This window comes from Ruegeria sp. CE6 (assembly GCF_056537485.1).
In genome coordinates, this window is sequence record NZ_JBQFRR010000002.1 from 586,930 (window position 1) to 611,223 (window position 24,294).

The 24,294-nt window shown below is 56.1% G+C and carries 26 protein-coding genes; 15 read left to right on the plus strand and 11 right to left on the minus strand.

Translation table 11 applies throughout. The features are described from left to right. The first annotated feature begins 4 nt into the window (after positions 1-4). From gmk to phoB, 9 genes are all read left to right on the plus strand, one after another. Positions 5-646, plus strand: a complete 642-nt coding sequence (gene gmk / locus ACR0DK_RS11360) for a guanylate kinase (protein ID WP_170393058.1) — start codon at positions 5-7, stop codon at positions 644-646. After that, complete coding sequence (locus ACR0DK_RS11365; protein ID WP_223118041.1) at positions 643-1,164, plus strand: gamma carbonic anhydrase family protein; 522 nt, start codon at positions 643-645, stop codon at positions 1,162-1,164. The genes gmk and ACR0DK_RS11365 overlap by 4 nt, the downstream gene beginning before the upstream one ends. Before the next feature lie 6 nt (positions 1,165-1,170). Continuing rightward, a complete protein-coding gene (locus ACR0DK_RS11370; protein WP_480736186.1) occupies positions 1,171-2,202 on the plus strand; it encodes an ATP-binding protein in 1,032 nt (343 codons plus the stop codon). 181 nt (positions 2,203-2,383) lie between these two features. Further along, positions 2,384-3,424, plus strand: a complete 1,041-nt coding sequence (locus ACR0DK_RS11375; protein ID WP_170393061.1) for a substrate-binding domain-containing protein — start codon at positions 2,384-2,386, stop codon at positions 3,422-3,424. Positions 3,425-3,512: 88 nt separating this feature from the next. Next, entirely contained in the window at positions 3,513-4,985 is a 1,473-nt protein-coding gene (gene pstC / locus ACR0DK_RS11380; protein WP_170732224.1) for a phosphate ABC transporter permease subunit PstC, read from the plus strand. Beyond that, on the plus strand, positions 4,982-6,298 hold the full coding sequence (gene pstA, locus ACR0DK_RS11385) for a phosphate ABC transporter permease PstA (protein ID WP_170562724.1): 1,317 nt from the start codon (positions 4,982-4,984) through the stop codon (positions 6,296-6,298). The genes pstC and pstA overlap by 4 nt, the downstream gene beginning before the upstream one ends. A gap of 12 nt (positions 6,299-6,310) precedes the next feature. Then, a complete protein-coding gene (pstB, locus tag ACR0DK_RS11390; RefSeq protein ID WP_170393064.1) occupies positions 6,311-7,108 on the plus strand; it encodes a phosphate ABC transporter ATP-binding protein PstB in 798 nt (265 codons plus the stop codon). Between the two features lie 16 nt (positions 7,109-7,124). Further along, on the plus strand, positions 7,125-7,826 hold the full coding sequence (phoU, locus tag ACR0DK_RS11395; protein WP_170393065.1) for a phosphate signaling complex protein PhoU: 702 nt from the start codon (positions 7,125-7,127) through the stop codon (positions 7,824-7,826). A gap of 12 nt (positions 7,827-7,838) precedes the next feature. Beyond that, on the plus strand, positions 7,839-8,528 hold the full coding sequence (phoB, locus tag ACR0DK_RS11400; RefSeq protein WP_170393066.1) for a phosphate regulon transcriptional regulator PhoB: 690 nt from the start codon (positions 7,839-7,841) through the stop codon (positions 8,526-8,528). Here the strand turns inward: phoB and ACR0DK_RS11405 are convergent. Continuing rightward, positions 8,525-9,436, minus strand: coding sequence for a LysR substrate-binding domain-containing protein (locus ACR0DK_RS11405; RefSeq protein ID WP_480736189.1), 912 nt, complete (start codon positions 9,434-9,436; stop codon positions 8,525-8,527). The two genes, phoB and ACR0DK_RS11405, sit on opposite strands and share 4 nt — an antisense overlap. Before the next feature lie 98 nt (positions 9,437-9,534). Between ACR0DK_RS11405 and ACR0DK_RS11410 the strand changes: the two genes are divergently transcribed. Both ACR0DK_RS11410 and ACR0DK_RS11415 read left to right on the plus strand, forming a co-directional pair. Next, positions 9,535-10,764 carry an acyl-CoA dehydrogenase gene (locus ACR0DK_RS11410; RefSeq protein ID WP_480736191.1) on the plus strand — a complete coding sequence of 410 codons (1,230 nt, stop codon included), beginning with the start codon at positions 9,535-9,537 and terminating at the stop codon, positions 10,762-10,764. Positions 10,765-10,897: 133 nt separating this feature from the next. Further along, positions 10,898-11,665, plus strand: coding sequence for an SDR family oxidoreductase (locus ACR0DK_RS11415; protein WP_480736194.1), 768 nt, complete (start codon positions 10,898-10,900; stop codon positions 11,663-11,665). On the opposite strand, the gene ACR0DK_RS11420 is transcribed toward ACR0DK_RS11415, so the two are convergent. The 4 genes from ACR0DK_RS11420 to ACR0DK_RS11435 form a co-directional block, all read right to left on the minus strand. Continuing rightward, complete coding sequence (locus ACR0DK_RS11420; RefSeq protein WP_170662568.1) at positions 11,662-12,528, minus strand: acyl-CoA thioesterase; 867 nt, start codon at positions 12,526-12,528, stop codon at positions 11,662-11,664. The genes ACR0DK_RS11415 and ACR0DK_RS11420 overlap by 4 nt on opposite strands. Positions 12,529-12,577: 49 nt before the next feature. Beyond that, positions 12,578-13,795, minus strand: coding sequence for a serine hydrolase domain-containing protein (locus ACR0DK_RS11425; RefSeq protein WP_480736197.1), 1,218 nt, complete (start codon positions 13,793-13,795; stop codon positions 12,578-12,580). A gap of 107 nt (positions 13,796-13,902) precedes the next feature. Continuing rightward, complete coding sequence (locus ACR0DK_RS11430; protein ID WP_480736200.1) at positions 13,903-14,934, minus strand: phosphotransferase family protein; 1,032 nt, start codon at positions 14,932-14,934, stop codon at positions 13,903-13,905. 27 nt (positions 14,935-14,961) lie between these two features. Next, positions 14,962-15,780: an SDR family NAD(P)-dependent oxidoreductase gene (locus ACR0DK_RS11435; protein ID WP_480736202.1), complete on the minus strand. Its 819-nt coding sequence runs from the start codon at positions 15,778-15,780 to the stop codon at positions 14,962-14,964. A 108-nt stretch (positions 15,781-15,888) separates the two neighbouring features. On the opposite strand from ACR0DK_RS11435, the gene ACR0DK_RS11440 reads away from it, so the two are divergent. The 3 genes from ACR0DK_RS11440 (at position 15,889) to ACR0DK_RS11450 (ending at position 18,218) form a co-directional block, all read left to right on the plus strand. Further along, positions 15,889-16,890: an NADPH:quinone oxidoreductase family protein gene (locus ACR0DK_RS11440; protein ID WP_480736204.1), complete on the plus strand. Its 1,002-nt coding sequence runs from the start codon at positions 15,889-15,891 to the stop codon at positions 16,888-16,890. A gap of 129 nt (positions 16,891-17,019) precedes the next feature. Beyond that, entirely contained in the window at positions 17,020-17,469 is a 450-nt protein-coding gene (aroQ, locus tag ACR0DK_RS11445) for a type II 3-dehydroquinate dehydratase (RefSeq protein ID WP_170405767.1), read from the plus strand. After that, positions 17,466-18,218 (plus strand): autoinducer binding domain-containing protein, encoded by a 753-nt coding sequence (locus tag ACR0DK_RS11450; RefSeq protein ID WP_170393076.1) that lies wholly within the window; start codon positions 17,466-17,468, stop codon positions 18,216-18,218. Before aroQ ends, ACR0DK_RS11450 begins: the two co-directional genes overlap by 4 nt. A 363-nt stretch (positions 18,219-18,581) precedes the next feature. On the opposite strand, the gene tsf is transcribed toward ACR0DK_RS11450, so the two are convergent. The 5 genes from tsf to ACR0DK_RS11475 form a co-directional block, all read right to left on the minus strand. Continuing rightward, positions 18,582-19,457 carry a translation elongation factor Ts gene (gene tsf, locus ACR0DK_RS11455; protein ID WP_170393077.1) on the minus strand — a complete coding sequence of 292 codons (876 nt, stop codon included), beginning with the start codon at positions 19,455-19,457 and terminating at the stop codon, positions 18,582-18,584. 76 nt (positions 19,458-19,533) lie between these two features. Continuing rightward, positions 19,534-20,334 (minus strand): 30S ribosomal protein S2, encoded by an 801-nt coding sequence (gene rpsB, locus ACR0DK_RS11460; protein WP_170405761.1) that lies wholly within the window; start codon positions 20,332-20,334, stop codon positions 19,534-19,536. Positions 20,335-20,502: 168 nt separating this feature from the next. Next, complete coding sequence (gene olsA / locus ACR0DK_RS11465; protein ID WP_170646589.1) at positions 20,503-21,357, minus strand: lyso-ornithine lipid O-acyltransferase; 855 nt, start codon at positions 21,355-21,357, stop codon at positions 20,503-20,505. Further along, positions 21,344-22,099, minus strand: coding sequence for an L-ornithine N(alpha)-acyltransferase (olsB, locus tag ACR0DK_RS11470; protein ID WP_480569703.1), 756 nt, complete (start codon positions 22,097-22,099; stop codon positions 21,344-21,346). Before olsB ends, olsA begins: the two co-directional genes overlap by 14 nt. Before the next feature lie 105 nt (positions 22,100-22,204). Continuing rightward, positions 22,205-22,387: a DUF3553 domain-containing protein gene (locus ACR0DK_RS11475; RefSeq protein ID WP_170393080.1), complete on the minus strand. Its 183-nt coding sequence runs from the start codon at positions 22,385-22,387 to the stop codon at positions 22,205-22,207. 42 nt (positions 22,388-22,429) lie between these two features. Here ACR0DK_RS11475 and ACR0DK_RS11480 point away from each other — a divergent pair, with 42 nt between their 5' ends. Beyond that, positions 22,430-23,026, plus strand: a complete 597-nt coding sequence (locus ACR0DK_RS11480; protein WP_480704826.1) for a histidine phosphotransferase family protein — start codon at positions 22,430-22,432, stop codon at positions 23,024-23,026. Here the strand turns inward: ACR0DK_RS11480 and ACR0DK_RS11485 are convergent. Next, positions 23,023-24,285, minus strand: coding sequence for a glutamate-5-semialdehyde dehydrogenase (locus ACR0DK_RS11485; protein WP_480736208.1), 1,263 nt, complete (start codon positions 24,283-24,285; stop codon positions 23,023-23,025). The two genes, ACR0DK_RS11480 and ACR0DK_RS11485, sit on opposite strands and share 4 nt — an antisense overlap. Between the last annotated feature and the right edge of the window lie 9 nt (positions 24,286-24,294).

The following is a 24,294-nucleotide window of genomic DNA, read 5'->3' on the forward strand; positions in this document are numbered from 1 at the left end:
TCACATGGCGGATCGCCGCGGTCTATTAATCATACTGTCCTCGCCTTCGGGCGCAGGTAAATCCACTCTGGCCCGCCGTTTGATGCAATGGGATGTCGGTTTGGAATTCTCGATCTCGGCCACCACCCGTGCTCCGCGCCCGGGTGAGGAGCATGGCCGGGAGTATTACTTCCTATCCGAGGACGAGTTCAAACAGCAGGTGGCGGATGGGCAGATGCTGGAACACGCGCATGTGTTCGGCAACTTCTACGGCTCTCCTGCTGGACCGGTCCGCGAGTCCATCACACAGGGGCGCGATGTGCTTTTTGATGTCGATTGGCAGGGAGAAGTGCAGATCCGCAATTCGGATCTGGGCAAGCATGCGTTGTCGATTTTCATCCTCCCGCCCTCGATCCGCGAGCTTCGGCGCAGGCTGGAAGGGCGTGGGCAGGACAGTGAGGATGTGATCGCCAAGCGCATGTTGAAAAGCTGGGATGAGATCAGCCATTGGGGCTACTACGACTATGTTCTGATCAACGATGATTTGGATACCACCGAGGAAAAGCTGAAGACCATCGTCAGCGCAGAACGCATGCGTCGCATCCAACAGCCCAGCCTGCAGAACCACATCCGCTCGTTGCAGACCGAGTTCGAGGGCTTGTCATGACCATCTATGCCTTGGGCGATCACTCGCCGCAAATTCACGAAGACACCTGGGTAGCCCCCGACGCCAACTTGATCGGCAAAGTAGTCCTGGAACAAGGCGCTTCGGTCTGGTTCGGGTGCACCATCCGGGCCGATCACGAAGAAATCCGTGTGGGCGCAGGCAGCAATGTGCAGGAAAACTGCGTGATGCACATCGATGCGGGTTATCCGCTGACCATTGGGAAGAACTGCACAATTGGTCACAAGGTCATGCTGCATGGTTGCACGATCGGAGACAATACGCTGATCGGTATGGGGGCTATCGTTCTTAACGGAGCGAAGATCGGAAAGAACTGTCTGATCGGGGCGGGGGCGCTGATCACCGAAGGCAAAGAGGTTCCCGATAATTCGTTGGTTATGGGCTCGCCGGGCAAAGTTGTGCGGCGGCTTGATGAGGCGGCGGCCCAGAAACTAACGCTGAGTGCGCTGCACTATCAGGACAACATGCGCAAGTTTCGCCAAACATTGCGTCCGGTCTAAACGCGCATGACGGATACCCTGCTTGCCGAATTGGTTTCAGCCATTCCGATGCCCGCCGTGCTGGTTGGTCGGACCGAGCGTATTGTCGCCGCAAATAGCGAGGCGCGGACGCTTTTGGGGCACGCAATCGAAGGCAGGCATTTTGCCACAATCCTGCGCCAGCCTCAGGTCATCGATGCCGTCGAACAATGCCTGCGCTCGAAGCAGCCCGGCAAAGCGCGGCATCTGTCCAATGATGGTGCTCAGGATACGACCTTTGAGGTGCAGTGCAGATTCGTCGGCGGGACCGAGGCGGTATTGGCGGTATTTCAGGATATCACGCATCTGGAACAGGCCGGTCAGATGCGGCGCGATTTTGTGGCCAATGTCAGCCATGAATTGCGCACGCCGCTAACGGCCTTGATGGGGTTTATCGAAACATTGCGAGGCCCCGCCCGCGACGACACCGCCGCCCGCGACCGCTTTCTTCAGATCATGGCGGATGAGGCCAATCGGATGAACCGGCTTGTGGGGGATTTGCTGTCGCTCAATCGGGTGGAAAGTGAAGAACGGGTCAGACCTAAAGAGCCATTGGAACTGACAGGCCTGATTCAATCGACCTTAAACACTCTGCGACCGCTGGCGGATGATGCCAGTGTTGTTGTTTCGTTGGATGCCCCAAACGAGTCGATCGAGATGGTCGGAGACAGCGATCAGCTTCGCCAGGTGATAACCAATCTCGTTGAAAACGCGATCAAATACGGTGGCAGCGGTGGCAAGGTCGATGTGGTCGTAACCCTGTCTGAGCGGGATACGGCGATGCGCGGTCCTGCGGTACGGATCAAGATCATTGATCAAGGGCCCGGTATTGATGCCAAACACCTGCCCAGGTTGACCGAACGGTTCTACCGCGCAGACAGTCACCGCTCGCGCGAGTTGGGCGGAACCGGACTGGGGCTTGCAATCGTGAAGCATATCGTCAATCGCCATCGGGGCAGGTTGCGTGTGGAAAGTGAACCGGGGCAGGGAGCGACGTTTACGGTCATTCTACCACGCTAAGGTCGTGCCAAACGCCGGCTTTACTGGGGTGACGCTTCGTCAAGTTAAGAATTTCTGAGAAATTCATGAGTTGTCATGAAACCGTTACATACCTGTCACAAAAGGCTTACGCAGGCGTCATAGTGCTGCGCTCAGATCATCATGGGGATGATCAGTACCCATCCTTTTCAAGGAGACTGAAATGTCCTTTGTAAAACTGTCGGCTTCTGCGCTGGCTATCGCTGCCGTCTCGGCAACCACTGCTGCTGCGCGTGACAACGTTCAAGTTGCTGGCTCTTCCACCGTTCTGCCTTATGCGTCAATCGTTGCAGAACTGTTCGGTGAAAATACCGACTTCCCCACACCGGTTGTTGAATCAGGCGGCTCGTCCGCCGGTCTGAAACGCTTCTGCGAAGGCGTCGGTGAAAACACGATCGACGTTGCAAACGCATCGCGTGCCATCCGTGAAAAAGAGATTAAAGCATGCGCCGAAAACGGTGTGACCGACATCATGGAAGTCCGCATCGGTTATGACGGTATCGTATTTGCAAGCCAGCAGTCGGGTCCTGCCTTCACGGCGTTTGAGCCTGCGGATATTTACAATGCCATCGGATCGAAAGTGATGAAAGATGGCGCGCTGGTCGACAACAGCTTCAACAGCTGGGCCGAGTTCAACGCTGACCTGCCGGATGTGGAAATCGCAATGTTCATCCCGGGCACCAAGCACGGCACCCGCGAAGTGTTCGAAGACAAAGTTCTGCTGGCAGGTTGTGAAGCGACGGGCGCGATGGAAGCCATGGTCGCGGGCGGCCTAAGCGAAGATGACGCCGAAGATGCATGCCTGGACGTGCGCACCGACGGCAAATCGGTCGATATCGACGGTGACTACACCGAAACTCTGGCCCGCATCGATACCAACACCAATGGTATCGGCGTGTTTGGTCTGGCGTTCTACGAGAACAACACCGACAAGCTGAAAGTGGCAACGATGGGTGGTATCGCACCGTCGACCGAGAGCATCGCGTCGGGTGAATACCCCGTCTCACGCCCGCTGTTTTTCTACGTCAAGAAAGCGCATATCGGCGTGATCCCCGGTCTGAAAGAATACGCCCAGTTCTTCACTCATGAAGAAATTGCTGGTCCCTCGGGCCCGCTGGCCAACTACGGTCTGGTTGCCGATCCTGAACTGGCAAAAACGCAGGACGCGATTGCCAACGAAGTAACCTTGGGTTCGGGCAGCTAATCCCTCACCCCGATTGAATTGACTGGGGGCGGCGTTTTCTGTCGCCCCCAATTTTTCCCTAATCCCGATCAAGACCTATGGGGGCGTCATGCCAATTCTTTGGCTCATTCTGATCGTGCTTGCGATCGCGGCAGTCGGATATGTTTTGGGGCGAATGCGCGCCTTGCAAAGTGCCGGAGGGGACAGCCGCAATCTGCATTCTCTGCCCTCGTTTTATGGCGCGAACGTCGCACTGAAAGTCATAGTTCCCGCCTTGGGTTTGTTGATCGTCTGGCTGCTGGTTCAGCCGCTCTACGTTAACTCTCAGATCTCGGAGATGGTTCCCGAAACGGCGATCAAGGAAGGATCGTCGCGCAGTCTTGTTATGGCCGAGGTGCGTCGGACCGCAAATGGTCTGGACAGTGCCGTTGCGCAGGGACATCTCACCGAAACGCTCGCACAGGATGCGCGGGCAGATATTTCCGAGATGACCCAAAAGTTGAAGGACGCGGGTCAAGTCGTAACCTCGGACATCACGCAGACGGTTTTGCATGCAGCTCAAGCCTATCGGGCGATAAATTCAACCGGTTACGCGATCATGTCCGTCGCTGTGATACTCGTCGCCTTGGCCGGTGCTGCGTTCAGTTGGTTACAGACGCATTCTGAATATCGTGCCCGCAATGTGGTTGAGCAGGGAATTCGTGTGATGCTGCTGGCGGCTGCGTCGATTGCGATCCTGACAACGGTCGGCATCGTCCTTTCGCTGGTTTTCAATACGTGGGAGTTCTTCAAGCTTTACCCGGCATCAGAGTTCTTTTTCGGTACTACCTGGGCGCCCAGTTTCTCGGGCCGTGGCGGGGCATCAGATCTGGGTATCATCCCCTTGCTGTGGGGCACGTTCTATATCTCGTTGGTGGCGTTGTTGGTGGCCGTGCCAATCGGTCTTTTCGCTGCGATTTATCTCAGTGAGTACGCTTCTTCGCGCGTGCGCTCGATCGCCAAACCGATGCTTGAGGTGCTGGCCGGTATCCCGACCATCGTTTACGGCCTTTTTGCCCTGCTGACCGTTGGTCCGCTGTTGCTGAGCGTGTTCGGGGATGACGGATTGGGCTGGATGAAAGCCGGTACGGCCGTGATGACCGCCGGTCTGGTCATGGGCATCATGCTGATCCCATTCGTTTCATCGCTTTCCGATGACATCATCAACGCAGTGCCGCAAGCGATGCGGGATGGCTCTTACGGTTTGGGGGCCACGCAGTCAGAGACCATCCGGCAGGTCGTTTTGCCTGCAGCCTTGCCCGGGATCGTGGGAGCGATCCTGCTGGCGGCATCGCGCGCCATCGGTGAGACCATGATCGTGGTTCTGGGGGCAGGGGCCGCTGCGCGTCTGGACCTGAACCCGTTCGAGGCCATGACCACCGTAACCGCCAAGATCGTCAGCCAGCTGACAGGCGACGCCGATTTCGCCTCGCCCGAGGCCCTCGTCGCCTTCGCGCTTGGCATGACGCTGTTCATCCTCACGCTGGGGCTGAACGTTTTCGCCCTTTATATCGTGCGCAAGTATCGGGAGCAGTACGAATGACCGACGCCAGCATGCAAAATACCTCGACCTCGCTGACTGCATCCGATGCCCGGACCAAAAAACGCGCGGCTGCCGAAAAGCGTTTTCGCGCCTATGGGATCGTCGCCATCGCGACCGGACTGTTCTTTCTGATTGTGCTGTTTGCCTCAATCCTGTCGCAGGGCATCCCGGCCTTCCAGCGCACAGTTATCAGTTTAGAATTCACGCTGAGCGAAGCGCAGCGCGATGAAGCCGAAGGCACGATGTTCAAGACAAAGGCCTACTCCAATCTGTTCATTGCGGAACTGAATGGACAACTGGCCGAAAGTGGCATCACCGTGGATTTCGATCAGGATGCCATCGAGCGTCTGTTGGGCAAAATCGGCGGTACGATCCGAACCTTCTATGCCGATAATCCTAGCAAGCTGGGTGAGCCGATCATGTTCGATCTGGCGGCTTCAAGCCGTGTGGATGGCTACTTCAAGGGTCGGGTGTCTCGCGACACACTGCAGGACAGCCGCTTCCTGCAACTCAGCGATCTGGATCTGGTGGACGCGCTGAAAGAAGCGGGGATCATTAAACAGGCTTTCAACTGGCCGTTCATCACTGGTGCGGACTCGGGCGTGGATAACCCCGGTGGCGCGGGTATTGGTGCCTCGGTCGTCGGTTCGTTCTTCATGATGCTGGTGGTGCTGTGTCTATCGCTGCCCATTGGGGTCGCCGCCTCGATCTATCTGGAAGAATTCGCGCCTCAGAATAAATTCACCGACCTGATTGAGGTGAATATCTCGAACCTGGCCGCCGTTCCGTCTATCGTGTTCGGTATCCTGGGTCTGGCCGTGTTCATCCAATTTATGCACCTGCCGCAATCGGCGCCGCTGGTGGGTGGTCTGGTGCTGACGCTGATGACCCTGCCGACAATCATCATCTCGACCCGAGCCTCGCTAAAGGCGGTTCCCCCGTCTATCCGCGACGCGGCGTTGGGGGTAGGGGCCTCGAAGATGCAGGCCGTCTTCCACCACGTGCTGCCGTTGGCCGCGCCCGGTATCCTTACTGGTACCATCATTGGTCTGGCGCAGGCGCTGGGTGAAACTGCTCCGTTGCTGTTGATCGGCATGGTGGGCTTTGTCGCCAGAGGCTATCCCGATGGCTTTTTAGCGGGCTTCACCGAACCGAACTCGGCCATGCCGGCACAGATCTACACATGGGCCGCGCGTGCCGATGTGGGTTTTTACGAGAAAGCCTGGGGCGGCATCATCATCCTTTTGATGTTCCTGCTGACCATGAATATCATCGCTATCATCCTGCGCCGCCGCTTTGAACGCCGCTGGTAGGAGGGGTTTAAAATGAACGATATGACACGAGTGGAGAGAACCGTGGACTCCAAAGACATCAAGATCAACGCCAAGCAGGTTCAGGTCTACTACGGTGAGACCCACGCCATTAAGGACGTGAGCGTCGATATCGAAGACAAGACTGTGACGGCTTTCATCGGTCCCTCTGGCTGCGGTAAATCCACCTTCTTGCGCTGTCTGAACCGGATGAACGACACAATCGACATTTGCCGGGTGCAGGGTGATATCCTGCTGGACGGTGAAGACATTTACGACAAGCGCGTCGATCCGGTACAGTTGCGTGCCAAGGTCGGCATGGTTTTTCAAAAACCGAACCCGTTCCCCAAATCGATCTATGACAACGTGGCTTACGGTCCGCGTATCCACGGCCTTGCCAAGAATAAGGCAGAACTGGATGAAATCGTAGAGAAATCTCTGCGTCGTGGTGCGATCTGGGATGAGGTCAAGGACCGTCTGGATGCCCCCGGTACCGGCCTTTCTGGTGGTCAGCAACAGCGTCTTTGCATCGCGCGCGCCGTAGCCACCGAGCCTGAGGTGCTATTGATGGACGAACCCTGTTCGGCGCTCGACCCAATCGCAACCGCGCAGGTCGAGGAACTGATTGACGAACTGCGTTCACGCTATTCAGTGGTGATCGTAACCCATTCGATGCAACAGGCCGCGCGGGTCAGTCAGAAAACAGCGTTTTTCCATCTGGGGAACTTGGTTGAGTTCGGCGAAACCGGGCAGATCTTCACCAACCCCGAAGATCCCCGAACCGAAAGTTACATCACCGGCCGGATTGGCTGAGCACAGGATAACTGCAATGAGCGAACAACATATTGCATCCGCGTTCGACCGCGACCTTGAGGCCATCCAAGCACACATCATGAAGATGGGTGGACTGGTCGAAGCCGCCATTATGGGCGCGGCCCGGTCGCTGGAGACCCGCGACGAAGAGCTGGCAAATGAAGTGCGTCAAGGCGACAAGGCCATCGACGCACTGGAAGAACTGATTGATGAAGAGACCGCGCGCCTGATTGCCTTGCGTGCACCGACGGCCAGCGATTTGCGGCTGGTGCTGTCCGTTCTGAAGGTTGCGACCAACCTTGAACGGATTGGAGATTACTCCAAGAACATCGCCAAGCGAACGACCGTTCTGGTGAATGCCGGCGAAATCAACGGCAGTGCCGCCGCTCTGCGCCGAATGGCGCGCGAGGTCGAGCGGATGCTGCGCGACGCGCTGGATGCCTATATCCAGCGTGATGCTGAGCTGGCGCAGGACGTGATCGAGCGGGATCTGGAAGTGGACCAGATGTATAACGGCCTGTTTCGCGAGTTCCTGACCTTCATGGCGGAGGATCCGCGCAACATCTCATCGTGCATGCACCTGCATTTCATCGCAAAAAATATCGAACGCATGGGCGATCACGTCACCGCCATTGCCGAGCAGGTCGTCTATCTCGTCACCGGCGAGAGACCCAGCGAAGCGCGCCCCAAAGCCGACAACACGTCGCAAACGATCTAGGAGATCTCAGTCATGTCCGCTGATCAACCGACGGTACTGGTTGTTGAGGATGAGTTGGCCCAAAGAGAGGTACTGGCCTATAATCTGGACGCCGAAGGGTTCCGGGTAATCCGTGCCGCTAATGGCGACGAAGCTTTGTTGCTGGTCGAAGAAGACCGCCCGGATATCATCGTTCTGGATTGGATGATGCCCAATCTCAGCGGTATCGAGGTCTGCCGCCGCCTGAAAACGCGGCCGGACACCCGATCAATTCCGATCATCATGCTGTCGGCGCGCTCAGAAGAGGTTGATAAAGTGCGCGGCCTTGAAACCGGTGCCGATGATTATGTGGTCAAGCCTTACTCGGTTGTCGAATTGATGGCACGTGTACGGACACAATTGCGCAGAGTCCGTCCAGCGACCGTTGGCATCCGGTTGGAGTTTGACGATATCATACTGGACTCTGAGACCCACAAGGTCAGCCGCGACAACAAGCTGTTAAAACTGGGCCCGACCGAGTTCCGGTTGCTGAGCACATTCATGGAAAAGCCCGGCCGGGTCTGGAGCCGCGAGCAGTTGCTTGACCGCGTATGGGGCCGCGATATCTACGTCGACACGCGTACTGTTGATGTTCATATCGGTCGTCTGCGCAAAGCGTTGACCCAACATGGCGGTGAAGATCCGGTGCGCACTGTGCGCGGGGCAGGATACGCGCTCGGCTAACGTGGCAGTGCTTCTTCGGTCTGGGCCTGAGAAGCAAGCCAGTGTCGAAACTCTCGCAATGATCCGTCATCCGATTTTTCGCGCGGCCAAACCAGATAATATGCCCCCATCGTCTCTATCGCGTCAGGGAAGGCTGCAACCAGCCTACCTGTCGCAAGGTCTTGTTCCATCAGATAGTTTGGCAACAGGGCAACACCCAGGCCGTGCAGCGCGGCTTGGTTGATCGTGTTGAACTGGTCGTGGACGGTGCCGGGCAGGGCATGCGGGTGCGTGACACCCATCTGTTGAAACCAGTCCTGCCAGGCGCGCGGTCGTGTCTGGATATGCAGCAGCGGCAGTTTTAGCAGATCGCGAGGTGAGGTCGGAGTGCCTTTGGGTAAAAGCTCCGGCGCGCAGACGGGCAAAACCCGCTCGACACTTAATAGCAAGCGATCAGTTCCGGGCCAATCAGGTTCCCCAAAATGTAAAGCCGCATCAAAGGGTTCCGAAGCAAAACTAAACGGTCGCAACCGCGTGGTCATGTTGATTGTGATATCCGGATGGCGGCGGGCGAAATCCGGCAGACGCGGTACCAGCCAGCGCATTCCGAATGTCGGCAGAATCGCCAGATTCAATGTCCCACCGACAGGGGAAATGTGCAGTTTCAGCGCCGCCTGCGCGATCTGAGACAAGGCTGGCCGAATTTCTTGTACATAGTCCTGTCCAGCCTTTGTCAGTGACAATCGCTTGCGATCACGGCTGACCAATTCTGCGTCCAAATGCGCTTCAAGCGTCTGCAGTTGCCGACTGACCGCGCTCTGCGTCAGTGCCATTTCATCCGCGACTGCCGAGGCTGATCCAAGGCGATCCAAAGCCTCAAGCGCGCGCAGCGCGGATATAGGCGGCAGGATAGGGCGCTTGGTGTCCATCTATGCGTTTTGATCATGAAACAATGCAAATGTCTCGCTGTTTTTTGAATATTACTCAGATTATAGTTGCGCAAACCTAGTCAAGTCGGAGAAGCAAAATGAACGCTCCAGATACAAAGCCTGTCCTGCGCGCAAAAGATGCGCCTGACCTTGGACGTTTCAACTGGGACGACCCGTTTCGCTTGTCGGACCAGTTGGAAGAGGATGAACGCCTGATTGCCGACAGCGCGCGCGCTTACGCCCAGGAGAAATTGCAGCCGCGTGTCACCAAGGCTTTTGCAAACGAAGAAACCGATCCCGAGATCTTTCGTGAAATGGGTGAAATGGGGCTGTTGGGCACGACAATCCCCGAAGAATATGGCGGGATCGGTGCGAGCTACGTATCTTATGGACTGGTGGCGCGGGAAGTTGAACGGGTGGATTCCGGCTATCGCTCGATGATGTCGGTGCAAAGCTCGTTGGTGATGTACCCGATTTTCGCCTATGGCAGCGAAGAACAGCGTCGCAAATATCTGCCGAAACTGGCAAGTGGCGAATGGATTGGGTGTTTTGGCCTGACAGAGCCGGATGCGGGTTCGGATCCGGCGGCGATGAAGACCCGCGCCGAGAAAATTGATGGCGGGTATCGTCTGACCGGCAGCAAGATGTGGATTTCAAACGCACCGATCGCAGATGTCTATGTGGTCTGGGCCAAGTCTGATGCACATGACGGCAAGATTCGTGGGTTCGTGCTGGATAAAGGCACCAAGGGCCTGAGCGCACCGAAGATCGAGAACAAGCTGAGCCTGCGTACTTCGATCACAGGTGAAATTGTCATGGATGGCGTTGAGGTAGACGAGGGCGCTTTGCTTCCACATGTTCAGGGTCTCAAGGGGCCGTTCGGCTGCCTGAACCGCGCACGCTATGGTATCAGCTGGGGTGCGATGGGGGCCGCGGAATACTGCTGGCACGCAGCGCGTCAATACGGCTTGGATCGTAAACAGTTCAATCGACCACTTGCGCAGACCCAGTTGTTTCAACGCAAACTGGCAGAGATGCAGACCGAAATCTCTTTGGGACTGCAAGCAAGCTTGCGCGTCGGCCGTCTGATGGATCAGGCTGAAGCTGCGCCCGAGATGATCTCGATCATCAAACGTAACAATTGCGGCAAGGCATTGGACATTGCGCGGATGTCGCGTGACATGCACGGCGGCAACGGTATCTCACTTGAGTTCCAGGTGGTGCGTCACATGATCAATCTTGAGACAGTCAACACCTATGAGGGCACGCACGACGTTCATGCATTGATCCTGGGGCGGGCGCAAACCGGACTACAGGCATTTTACTGAGGCTGCATCTGTTACTCGCATAATCGGTATTATGTATAATACGTAGCAAGCGAGCCACGACTATAGAACACACATTGGTCGTGGCTTGCCAATATGTTACGCTGTGTTTGAGAAGTAAGACACGAGCTATGCAATGGTTCTGATTGGGAAGACCGTCGTCATCACTGGCGCTGCAAATGGCATAGGTAAAGGTCTTGCCAAGCGGTTCTCAGAAGAAGGTGCGCATGTAGTCTGCGCCGATATCGACCTTGCCGGCGCGCAGGCCGTGGCGGCGCAAATTGGCGGTGATGCACTCAGCTGTGATGTGTCCAAGGAAAGTGATATTCGAAATCTGATTGAGACTGTCGAGGATAAGATCGCTCCGATTGATTTATTCTGTGCCAATGCGGGAATACTCACCCTAGGTGGATTTGAAGTGCCGGATGCTGAATGGGACCGCATCTGGCAGATCAACGTGATGTCCCATGTCTGGACCGCGCGGCACCTGATCCCAAGGATGGTTGCGCGTGGTGGTGGTTATTTGATGATCACTGCTTCAGCGGCTGGATTGCTCAATCAACCCGGCGCAGCCCCTTATGGCGTAACCAAACATGCGGCTGTGGGTTTTGCTGAATGGATCGCGATGACCTATGGCGATAAAGGTCTCAGGGTTTCGGTTCTGTGTCCGCAGGCCGTTCGGTCCGAGATGATACGTGGACATGAGGATTCGGTCGCCGCGATTGACGGAATAATTGAACCTGATGAGGTCGCCCAAGCCTGTGTCGAGGCGCTGGCGGATGAACGTTTCTTGATTCTTCCGCATCCACAAGTGCTTGACTATATGCGTTTAAAAACAGAAGACTACGACCGATGGTTAGGTGGAATGATGAAGCTTAATCAAAGGTATGCTGGCAGTTCTTAGCGCGGTTTCCGTCTTCTGAGCAGGCCTTCTTGCGCGACGGATGCAACTAATTCGCCATTCTGCGAGAAGATCGAACCCCGATTGAAGCTGCGCCCCTGCCCTGTCCACGGCGATTCCATCGAATACAGATGCCAGTTTTGAAACTGCACGGGCGCATGAAACCAGATTGCATGGTCCAGACTGGCCCCATCAATTTCACCAGTGAACCAGCTCAGCCCATGGGGCCGCATTCCGGAACTGAGCAAGCTCATATCCGAGGCATAGGCCAATAGAAGATGTTGTGTGACGGTGTCCGCGTGGTTCGCTGCGCCCATGCGAAACCAGACGTGATTCTTGTCATCTGCCTTTGCGGGTGCAAACAGGTCCAGCGGATCTATTTCGCGCACTTCGATCGGGCGCTCGCGCAGCAATTCAGCTTTCAGCTTTTCGGGAACGCGATCCAGGTATTTTTCGCGCAATTCGTCACGCGATGGATGGTGCTCGGGCGCTTGAACGTCCGGAATCGAATGCTGATGTTCCCATCCGTCATCCTGCTTGTGAAACGAGGCCGACATGTTCAAAATTTGCTTGCCATGCTGGATCGCAACCACGCGGCGGGTTGTGAAAGAACCACCATCGCGCGCGCGATCCACTTGATATATAACCGGAATTGACGGATCTCCGGGCCTTATGAAATAGGCGTGCAAGGAATGGCATAGACGATCCTCGACCGTCCTGTACGCTGCCGCAAGCGCTTGCGCGATCACCTGCCCGCCAAAGATACGCGTTGGTGTCTCGCCACCAGAACCGGTTCCGCGAAACAAATCGACCTCAAGCGGTTCGATATTCAGCAGATCAAGCAATATGCGTTCGGCTTCGGTCATTCGGGGCTCTCCGGCGTCTTGGCCTTTTCCGGTATCACTCAAACACCGATCATTCAACGAGCGCCGCGTGAACAAGCGCCTTTAACTCGGCTCGGGATGGATAAGAGCTGGATGGCGAGAGCTGTGTAAAAAACACAGTCGACAGCGCGTTGACCGGATCGATCCAGAAGTAGGTCGAGGCCATCCCGCCCCAGCCATAGTCGCCAACCGAGCTTGGGGCTCGGGTGCGCGCCGGGTTCAGTACCACCGCGCCTCCGATGCCAAAGCCTGTGCCTTCCATGGGTTGCTCGGCAAAGCTTTGTGGACCCATGGATGCAATATCGTCCGGTAAATGGTTGCGAAACATGAATTCTACAGTCTTCGGCCCAAGCAATCGCGCGCCATTTGCGGTTCCTTTGTTTCGCAACATCTCGGCGAACTTGCTGTAATCGTCGATGGTACTGATCAATCCGCCACCGCCAGAAAAGGTCGTTGCCGCCTCAAACGGGGACTCTCCGGCCCGATCCACCAACCGCAGTGTTTCGCCACCCGATTTTGCGGCATTCAGCGCCATGGCATCGCCTTCGAGCGGGGTGTAGAGCGAGGCAAATCGGTCCCCTGCCCCTTCAGGCACTGAAAACGCGGTTTCACTCATCCCAAGTGCTCGAAAGATGTGTTCTGTCAGAAACACGTCCAGCGGTTTGCCTGATACAACTTCTATCACGCGGCCAATCACGTCGATACCGACCGAGTACTCCCAGCGACTGCCTGGCTGAAAAGCCAGCGGCAACCCTGCCAGCACTTTAACCCGATCCGCCAGCGGGCCTTGTTTCGGGGAAAAGATCAGATCGAGCTCATCCATGGCCATTGGCAAAAGACCGGGATTGAACGGGTAGCTCAGCCCGCTGGTGTGCGTCAGCAATTGATGCAAGCTGGGCGTCGGCGCGTCCTCGGTCTGGTTCAACTGCGTTGCACCCGGGACCAAAGCTTGCATCGTTGCAAACTCTGGCAGGAAATCGGAAACCGGAGCATCTAGATGAAACAACCCTTGTTCCACCAACATCATCAAAGCAACGGACGTCACAGGCTTAGTCATCGAATAGATCCGAACCAGGCTGTCGCGCTGGAACGCGAGGTCGGTTTCAATGCAGCGGCGGCCACATGCGTGAAAGAATGCCTCTTGCCCGTTCTGGTGGATCAGAAGGGCGCTGCCTGCGTATTTCCTCTGCTCCACATATCGGTGCATCCAATTGTGGATGTCGGTCTGCGCGGTCGGATCAAATCCCATGAGGCAACTCCATCTTAATCAGGCCGATCTTGCCTTCGTGAGATCCGAGGCAACAGCGAATTCTGCTGATTTTTGCTGGATTTGTTGAAGGGCGCCGAGAATACTGCCTACGTTTTTTGCAGCGCAGATAATCCGTTTTGGGCGAAGACCGGCACATAGGCACCGAAAGCCTTAGCGCGTGCCGGGTCTGACGCGTTTCCATCCAAGGCCCGCTTGTAGACACCTTGCAGAATACCGGCCATCCGAAAGAAGTTAAAAGCAAGGTAGAAGCCAAAATTCTCAATCCCCGTTAGGCCGCGGCGCGCGCAATACTCGGTGATGAAGTCCTGATCGGACGGCAGCCCGAGGCTTAACCGATCTACGCCAGCCAACCCCCGACCCTCCTTGCCCGGGGGCAGCTGCCACTGCATGATGACGGCCGCCAGGTCGGCATATGGATGGCCGATGGTCGATAGCTCCCAATCCAGCACTCCGATGCAGGCGGTGCCATGCGCCTCGAACATAAGATTGTCGATGCGGTAATCCCCATGAACCAGTGTTCTTTGATTATCATCCTCGGGGATCTGGCGCTCAAGCTCGGCGATCAGCTGATCCATCTCGGCGATTTTTTCGGTCTCAGAGGCGCGATATTGTTTGGTCCAGCGAGCAATTTGCCGCTCGAAATAGTTGCCTGGAGGTCCGAAATCCGAAAGACCCACCGCATCGATATCGACCATGTGCAGTTCGGCCAGTACGCGGTTCATCTCTTTCAGCACACCCGTGCGCGTCGCATTGTTTTCGCCTTCCATGACAGGGTCGACAAATGTGCGCCCTTTCAGATGCTCCATCACGTAAAAGGCAGAGCCGATGACGCTGTCATCTACACAAAGCAGATGTACTTGCGGGACGGGCACTTTGCTACCAGCCAGCGCCGCTTGTACGCGAAATTCCCGATCCACTGCATGTGCGGATTTCAGCAATATGCCCGGCGGCTTGCGTCTCAGAACATAGGATTTGGCCGGCGTACGCAGCAGATAGGTTGGGTTCGACTGACCCACGGTGAATTTTGTAGCTTCAAGAGGGCCATGATACCCAACAAGATGCGTGTTTAGATAAGCGTCGACGGACTTGATATCCAAAGTGTTTTCAGTGTGTGTCATATATTCAGCCTGCGTATGAACCCACGGCTAAAGGGCATCGGCAAAGATATTGCCACCGGTCTGCACATTTATCCCGCCGGAGACAGGGATGACCGCGCCAGTGACATAGCTGCCTCCGCGACCGCATAGAAACAACATGCAACCAGCGATATCCTCGGCCTGGCCAACCCGGCCCAGTGGAACACCTTTGCCGACCCGCGCGCGCTTGGTTTCGTCCTCGGTAGCAAAGGCCGTCATGCGCGATACGAATGGTCCCGGGGCCAGCGCATTCACCGTGACTCTGTAGGGTGCCAATTCTTTAGCCATGATTTTGGACAGGTGAATAACCGCCGCTTTGGACGCGGAATAGCTGTAGGCCCCGTTACCCATCGGGACCTCACCCATAACCGAACCTACATTGACGACCCGCGCAGGATCCTCGTCGGTTGCGGATTTCATCAGAAGTGGCAGCAATTTTTGGGTCAGATCAAATACGCCTGCGACATTAACCGACATGACTTTGTCCCAAGCGAAATGAGGGAACTGCCCCATCGGCGCGCCCCAAGACACACCTGCATTATTCATCAATATATCAATCGCTTGAGTGCGATTTTTGACTTCATCCACCAACGCATCTACACCCGCCTCACTGCTGATGTCGCCAGCAAACCCTTCGGCCGAGCCTGGCGCGTCCAGAGCGTTCAACTCTGTTGCAACCTCCTCGCATGCCTCGCCTTTGCGAGAAGCGATCAGTACATGCGCCCCGGCACGTACCAACGCCTCGGCCGCCATTCGACCGATACCGGTGGCACCCCCCGTTACCAGTGCCGTCTTTCCACTGAGCGAAAACAAAGTCTCGGGCGTCATGTGTACTCCATTCAGGCGATCTGGGATTCTGTCGTGAGGTCTTCTTGACAATACGTCCTGACAATCCAACGATTTCAAAACAGGTGAAGCAAGAGGCAATTGAAAAACATGCAGGCATTACTCAGCGTCACACCAGGCGGCCCCGAGAGTTTGGAACTGACCACCCTGCCCGATCCAACCCCTGAGTCAGATGAAATTGTATTGCGTATCCGCGCCGCCGGGGTGAACTTCCCTGATACGCTGATGATCCGGGACCTCTATCAGATAAAACCACCCCGCCCCTTTGCACCAGGTGGTGAAATCGCCGGAGAAGTTGTCTCGGTCGGAGAAGGCGTCACAGACTTCGCGCCTGGTGATCGGGTTCTGGCGCTGACAGGGCACGGAGGGTTCGCTACGCACCTGAAGCTCAAACCAGCGACTGCCGTCAAGATACCCGACGTGATGCCGTTTGAAGATGCGGCTAGCTTTGTCTTCACCTACGGCACTTCATACCACGCCCTCAAGGACCGTGCGCTACTTAATCCCGGCGAAAAAGTACTTGTTCTGGGGGCCGCCGGTGGCGTTGGGTCTGCGGCGATCGAGCTAGCCAAAGCGATGGGGGCACATGTGATCGCGGCGGTCTCGTCTGAAGACAAAGCATTGTTTTGCAGAGATATTGGCGCAGACCAGACGCTGATCTATCCACGCGATCTGGACCGCGAAGCGCAAAAGGCCCTGTCCGCCGAGATAAAGGCACTGGCCCTGGGCGAAGGTGTGGATGTGGTCTACGACGCGGTCGGCGGAGACTACGCTGAGCCCGCCTTGCGAAGTATGGCATGGGGCGGGCGCTATCTGGTTGTTGGCTTTCCTGCCGGCATCCCCAGCATTCCGCTGAACCTGACTTTGCTCAAGGGCTGTCAGATCGTCGGGGTGTTCTGGGGTGCGTCCGTATTTCGCGACCCGAAAGGGCACACACAGAACCTGGCCGAGTTGTTCCGCCTATATGGTTCGGGAGAGATTTCACCCCGTATCAGTGCACGATTTCCGCTAACCCAGGCGGCAAAGGCAATTGGCATGCTCGAACGGCGCGAGGCTCTCGGTAAAGTTGTGGTCACGATGGAAGATAATTGAATAGAGGATGGGATTGAGCCGATCCAGCAACCTGCATGCGTCAATGAAGCTCTACCCATAAGAGCGAAGGTCGCTGGACGACCTTTAAATTCATGTTTATGAAAAAAGGAAGATGGGGACAGTTTGAATATGCACAATATCCTGGTTCTGAATGGTCCGAACCTGAATTTGCTTGGTACACGGCAACCCGAGGTCTACGGCGCAACGACGTTGCAGATGATCGAGGACCTGTGCGTTGCGCATGGTGAAACGCTGGGTCAAAACATAACCCATCTCCAATCCAATCACGAAGGCGCGCTAATTGATGCGATCCACGCGGCACGCGGCGCTCAGGATGGTATCGTGCTGAATGCAGGCGCATTCACGCATACATCGATTGCGCTGATGGATGCGATATCTTCGGCCGAAGTACCCGTGGTCGAAGTTCATTTATCTAACATCCACGCGCGCGAGGCGTTTCGTCACAAATCACATATCGCACCAGTCGCGATTGGACAGATCTGTGGTTTTGGCGCGCAAAGCTATGTTCTTGCACTGAACGCGATTGCCGCGCATCTGGCTGAGAGGGACACAGGATGACCCTCAAAGAGTATCTGAATTTTCTGAGCTACACGAAAACTCTGGAAGAGCTTTGGGATGCACATTGCCGCCAGATGGAAAAGTATGGCTTCGACCGGTTGTTGTATGGGTATACGCAATACCGAACGGCGACTTCGCTTGGCGATCCAGAAGACTTTGTAATCCTGACCAATCACTGCTCGGATTACTTGGAAGGGTTCCTTCAATCTGGCCTGTATTTTCACGCCCCCATGCTGAAATGGGCGCTGAACAACGAAGGCGCTGCAAGTTGGAGCATGATACAGGACATGATGTCCAGCGGGGTCATGTCGAACGAAGAGCTTCGGGTTTTTGAGTTCAATAAGTCGCGCGATATTACAGTAGGTTATACGGTCAGCTTCAACTCGGTGTCGATGCGTTCCAAAGGGGCGATTTCGCTTGCGGCACGTAATCACAGCCAGGAGGAGATGGACGAGGTCTGGAACGAGCACGGCGACGACATCCTTCTGATGAACAATGTTGCCCATCTCAAAATCCTGACCTTGCCATATCATGCCCCGAACCGCGCGCTGACCAAACGCCAGCGCGAAGCTTTGCAATGGGTCGGCGACGGAAAGACCACGCAAGACATCGCGCTATTGATGGGTTTGACTTCGGCAACGGTGGAAAAACATCTGAGACTCGCGCGTGAGGCGCTTTCGGTTGAAACAACGGCACAGGCCGTGTTGAAGGCCGCGTTGCAGAATCAGATGTTTGTGATGGAAGCATGACCCTATTTTGATGCTAATTAGCATCAAATTGACCTAGGGTAAGGAATACATGACTTTCCGAATCTCCCGATAAAATTGCAAATTGATATTGTTCCGTGAGTGGTGGCTTTAGCCAGGGAACGTTTTGATCGGATCTTTGTAATACCAAAGCTCTCTGATCGCTCTGACACCGAGGCGTCTATTCGTCCACGTCTCTTTGTCGGGATTATTGAGGGGCCCTTCCATCCCCATCATGCAGGGCCCCTCAATTCACTAATCTTCGCAAGCATTGGTTCACAGGCTTTTGACATGAAAAAAACCCGGCTGCGCTATGCAACCGGGCTCGGTATTTGTTGCAGCCTCCAACCGAAGCTGCAAAAGATTTTAGCCTTGGGCTGCCTTTGCAACTTCGGCAGCGAAGTCTTCTTTTTCGACCACGATGCCCTCGCCTACTTCCATGCGGACAAAACCGGTGATGGTAGCACCTGCTTCTTTGGCAGCCGCTTCGACGGTCAGATCAGGATTCACAACGAAGTCCTGGTTCAGCAGGGTCGCTTCGGCGACGAATTTCTTCATGCGACCGACGATCATCTTTTCGATCACCTGCTCCGGCTTGCCGGATTCGCGAGCGATGTCCATCTGGACCTGCTTCTCTTTCTCGACAACTTCCGGATCCATGTCCGCCTCGGACAGAGCCGCCGGGTTCACCGCTGCAATGTGCATTGCAACCTGCTTGCCGAAGGCTTCATCGCCGCCGGACAGAGCAACCAGAACGCCGATTTTGCCCATGCCGGTTGTCGCCGCGTTGTGAACGTAGGACACGACGGTATCGCCCGACAGTTTCGACATACGGCGGACCGACATGTTTTCACCAATGGTGGCGATCTTGTCGGTCAGGGTATCTGCAACAGACTTGCCGCCCAGATCGGCAGCCAGCAGCGCGTCGACGTCATCAACACCTTCGGCTGCGTAGGTGATCTTGCCGACCATCTCTTGGAATTCGCTGTTTTTCGCAACGAAGTCGGTTTCCGAGTTCACTTCGACTGCAACACCGTTGCCGCCGTTGACGTGAACAGCAACCAGACCTTCCGCTGCAGTACGGCCCGATTTCTTGGCCGCCTTGGCCAGGCCTTTGGTGCGCAGCCAGTCAACGGCTTCGTCCATGTTGCCGCCGGTTTCGGTCAGCGCTTTTTTTGCGTCCATCATGCCTGCGCCGGTCGAGTCGCGCAGTTCTTTTACCATTGCTGCTGTGATTGCCATCTTTTGGCTCTCCTCAATTCAAACGGAATTGGGGCAGGTCTACCCTGCCCCATATGTCATTTACGTGACGGGCAGCTTACGCTTCGGCTTTGACTTCCGGCGCGGCTTCTTCAGCGGGTGCTTCTTCGGCTACGACTTCTTCAACCGGAGCTTCTTCGAATGCACCCAGGTCAACGCCAGCAGCACCCATCTGAGCGGTCATGCCGTCCAGAGCGGCACGTGCGGCCAGATCGCAATACAGAGCGATTGCGCGCGCTGCGTCGTCGTTGCCGGGGATGATGTAGTCAACACCATCGGGCGAGCAGTTGGTGTCGACAACAGCCACAACCGGGATACCCAGCTTGTTGGCTTCGGCGATAGCCAGTGCTTCTTTCTTGACGTCGATGACGAACAGCAGATCCGGAACGCCACCCATCTCGCGGATACCGCCCAGTGAAGCCTGCAGCTTGGCCTGGTCACGCTCCATGCCCAGACGCTCTTTCTTGGTCAGGCCTTCGGCACCCGATTCCATAGCTTCGTCGATCTGGTTCAGACGGTTGATCGACTGGGAAACGGTTTTCCAGTTGGTCAGCGTGCCGCCCAGCCAGCGGTGGTTCATGTAGTACTGAGCCGACTTTTCAGCGGCATCTGCGATCGGCTGAGCTGCCTGACGCTTGGTGCCTACGAACAGAACGCGGCCACCTTTTGCGACGGTGTCACGAACAGCCTGCAGAGCCTGATCCAGCATCGGAACGGTCTGAGTCAGGTCCATGATGTGGATGCCATTGCGCGAGCCGTAGATGAACGGGCCCATGCGGGGATTCCAACGCTGTGTCTGGTGACCAAAGTGAACGCCAGCTTCTAGCAGCTGACGCATGGTGAACTCGGGAAGAGCCATGCTTTACTTTCCTTTTCCGGTTTACGCCTCGGCGGGGGTGAAAGAAGCGGATGCTCCAACCGGCGGGCCAGATAAGGATGTCTCCCTCAAAAAGCCCAAACCCCGCCTGCGGGTTTGAATGGCGCGCGTATACGGCAGGTTTAGCATCAGTGCAAGGGCCAAATGCCCCTATTTTTCAAGCCGCGCCAGTGAATGCGCATGACGTACCGCGTCTTCGCAATGGGCTGCCAGAGCTTTGCGGTTTTCAAAGTCGCTAACCTTGGCTGGCGCGTGGTAGATCAATTCCACGGTGCCTTGTCGACGTGCCCCCAAAGTCTTAAGCAAATGCGGTCCGAAATCCATGTCGCCCCACCAGCCATAAAACCTATCGGGCTGACCTTGGGGAGCGTGAAAGATGACCGAAACCGGTTGAACATACATGAATTCCCGCAGCTCTTCAGTGAAGAACGCGGCAAAGAGTGTTGTTTTAAAGGGTAAAACTCGCTGTCCGTCGGTCGAGGTGCCTTCAGGAAAGAACAACAGCTTGTGCCCGGCTTTCAGACGTTCCTCGAAAATCCGGGTCTGCTCGCGGGCTTTCTTGCGATCACGTTCGATAAAGACCGTACCCGTCGCGCGTGCCAGCCAGCCGATGCCGGGCCATTTTGCAACTTCGGCTTTCGATACGAAATACACGCGCTTACGCGCATTCAGCGCAAAGATATCCAACCACGACGTATGGTTTGCAACCACAGCGCCGCGTTCCTGCATGAGCGCGCCAGAGGTGCGAAATCTGATCCCGAGAATTCGAAATGCATTGCGACAAACGAACTGAGAAATGAACGGTGTCACCGGCCGTTGAACGCCATAAAGCGGTCGCTCGATGAGACGTATGGCCAATAAGACGAACAGCCCCCCAAAAACCAAAAGGGCCAGCGGCAGACCGCGAAGTATCACCAGGACCCAACCTAAGAAACCAAGCTCAATTGGATCAGGAGCGTCTTCACTTTGCCACGATGGGTCGCTCACAGGGTTATGCTCCACCATAAATACGCCGCTGACGCTCATTCATGCGGGCTGTGTCAAGGATCAGACACACATCGGTTGTGTTGAAGGCATGATCGATAAATGCCCCCTCGCCCACGAATCCACCGAGGCGAAGGTAGGCCTTGATGAGAGACGGCACTTGAACCATCGCCGCGCGCCGATCCAGCGCGTTGGGTGCCAAAAGGTCCATTGATTGAAATACCTCTGGCTGGGCCCGAACCCGCAAATCCAGCGGGGCAAGATGGTTGTGATGCAGCATCGACAGCGGCTGCGCCAATTTGCTCACGTCGGTTCCGTGGAAACTCGCGACCCCGAACAAGATCTCAATACCACGCTCAGTGACGTATGCAGCCAGACCATTCCACAGATGATACATCGCCGTGCCACCACGATAATCCGGATGCACGCACGAGCGTCCAAGCTCCAACAGCTTGCGCCCGCTTTGTTTCAGAACGGTGAGATCGTATTCATCCTCGGAGTAGAATTGCCCCAGTTCGGCAGCTCGCTCACCAGGAAGCAGTCGATAGACGCCGATCACCTCTCCAGATGAATCGTCGATGGCGAGCATATGATCGAAGTATGGATCGAACCGATCCTTCTCGAGCCCCGCCTCATGATCCACCATCTCGCCGCCACCGCCCAATTCCTGAACAAACACGTCATAGCGCAGACGTTGGGCCGCCCGCAGTTCAACCTCGGTATTGGCCAATTTGACAGTGAATGAGGGGCCTTCGTCTGGCATCAAGAAAATTCCATCGATCGCGGTTGCGCGCTGATAACGCGATTGCTCGGCCAAAGGCAACTCGCCCGCGTTTTGCCCGAGTTGTTAACCTTTCCTAAACCAGTTTCACGGATCAAAGACCGGCATCAGGGCTATGCGTGTCCCGTCGATCACCACTTTCCCCTGCTCGCGAAAGTTAACGGTGATCTTGCCTCCGATGTTGGACTGCACCTGTCCAACGCCCCAATCGGGGAAATCGGGGTGGCGGACAAACATGCCCGGTGCGAGAATGGCATTCAGATCTGTCATATCGGGCCTCCGGGTCCAAGGCAGATGCAGCAGGAGGTACGCATGGGCGCGTCAGACGTCAACCTGGCCGAATTGATCGGCTCTCGGATCTGTCATGATCTGATCAGCCCCATTGGGGCAATTACCAACGGGCTTGAGCTGTTGGAGATGGTTGGCGCAGTCCAAGGCCCTGAAATGGAGCTGATTTCAGGCAGCGTTGGCAGTGCAGGCGCCCGCATCCGGTTTTTCCGCGTTGCCTTTGGATCAGCAAGCGATCAGCCGTTGGGTCGCACCGAAGTGGTCGAGCTTCTTAAAGATGTGGAAAAGGCCGGGCGCCTGCGGATCAGTTGGAACCTGACCGAACCTGTCCCGCGCAATCAGGTTAAACTCGCGTTTCTGGCTGTGATGTGCTGTGAAAATGCGATGCCCTTCGGCGGCGAAGTGGAAATCGAAACTCAGGGCGACGCATGGACGGTGACTGGCGTTGCTGACAAGCTGAACCTCAATACGGGACTGTGGAAAGGGATTGGCTCGGGGCGATTTACCGAAAAACTAAGCCCGGCGCACGTTCAATTTGCCCTGCTGCCGGACACGGCCTCGACGATGGGGCGCAGGATCACGGCAGAAACGACCGCAACCCGGGTGACACTGCGGTTTTAGTGCCGAGTGGTCCCGTTTCCGCGCACCAGATACTTAAAACTGGTCAACTGAGCGGCACCGACAGGACCGCGCGCGTGCATCTTGCCGGTGGCGATACCAATCTCAGCACCCATGCCAAACTCACCGCCATCCGCGAATTGGGTCGAGGCGTTATGCATCAGGATTGCGCTGTCAAGCCGTTCGAAAAAGTGCTCGGCGGCCACGGAATCCTCGGTAATGATACAATCGGTGTGGCTTGAGCCAAACTGCCGGATATGCGCAATCGCGGCGTCGATATCTGCGACGGGCCGTGCAGCGATGATACTATCTACGTACTCTTTGCCCCAGTCATCATCCGACGCAGGAATGGTGTTCTCATTGGCCAAAACGCCTTCGGCATGCACTTCAACACCCGCAGCTTGAAGAGCAGCGATTAGATCACGGCCCAGTGTTTCTGCAACGTCTTGATGGATCAGCAAGCATTCTGCCGCGCCACAGATACCGGTGCGCCGAGTTTTGGCATTCAACACAACATCCAGCGTCTTCTGGGGATCGGCGGCTTTATCAACATAAATATGAACGATGCCTTCGAGATGCGCAAAGACGGGCACGCGCGCCTCGCGTTGCACAAGACCCACCAATCCTTTGCCACCTCGAGGAACGATGACGTCGACATAATCAGTCATGGTCAAAAGCTCTTGCACCGCAGCCCGGTCGCGAGTCGGCACCAGTTGAATGGCGTCTTCGGGCAAGCTAGCAGCTGCTAGCCCCTCAACCAGACAGGCGTGGATCGCGGTTGACGAATGAAAGCTCTCAGACCCGCCTCGCAAGATCACGGCGTTCCCGGATTTCAGGCACAATGCACCCGCATCCGCCGTCACGTTGGGACGGCTTTCGTAGATCACGCCGATCACACCCAATGGCGTGCGCACACGCTGAATGTTGAGGCCCGAGGCCATGTCCCATTCGGCCAACACCTCACCCACAGGATCGGTCTGATCGGCGACGGTGCGCAGTCCGTCAACCATGCCCTGAACGCGTGCTTCATCCAGCATCAGGCGGTCCATCATCGCGGGGCTCAAACCCTTTTCTCGCCCGAACTCCAAATCCTTCTTGTTCGCTTCGATAATGTCGGCACGTTTGTGCCAAACGGCGTCTGCGGCTGTGATCAGCGCAGCGTGCTTGCGTTCTGCGGTGGCAAAAGCAAGCTCTTGCGAGGCTGCTTTGGCGCGCGCACCAAGGTCGGCCATCATTGCGGGAATGTTGTCGAAATCCTTCATCTCAAGCGC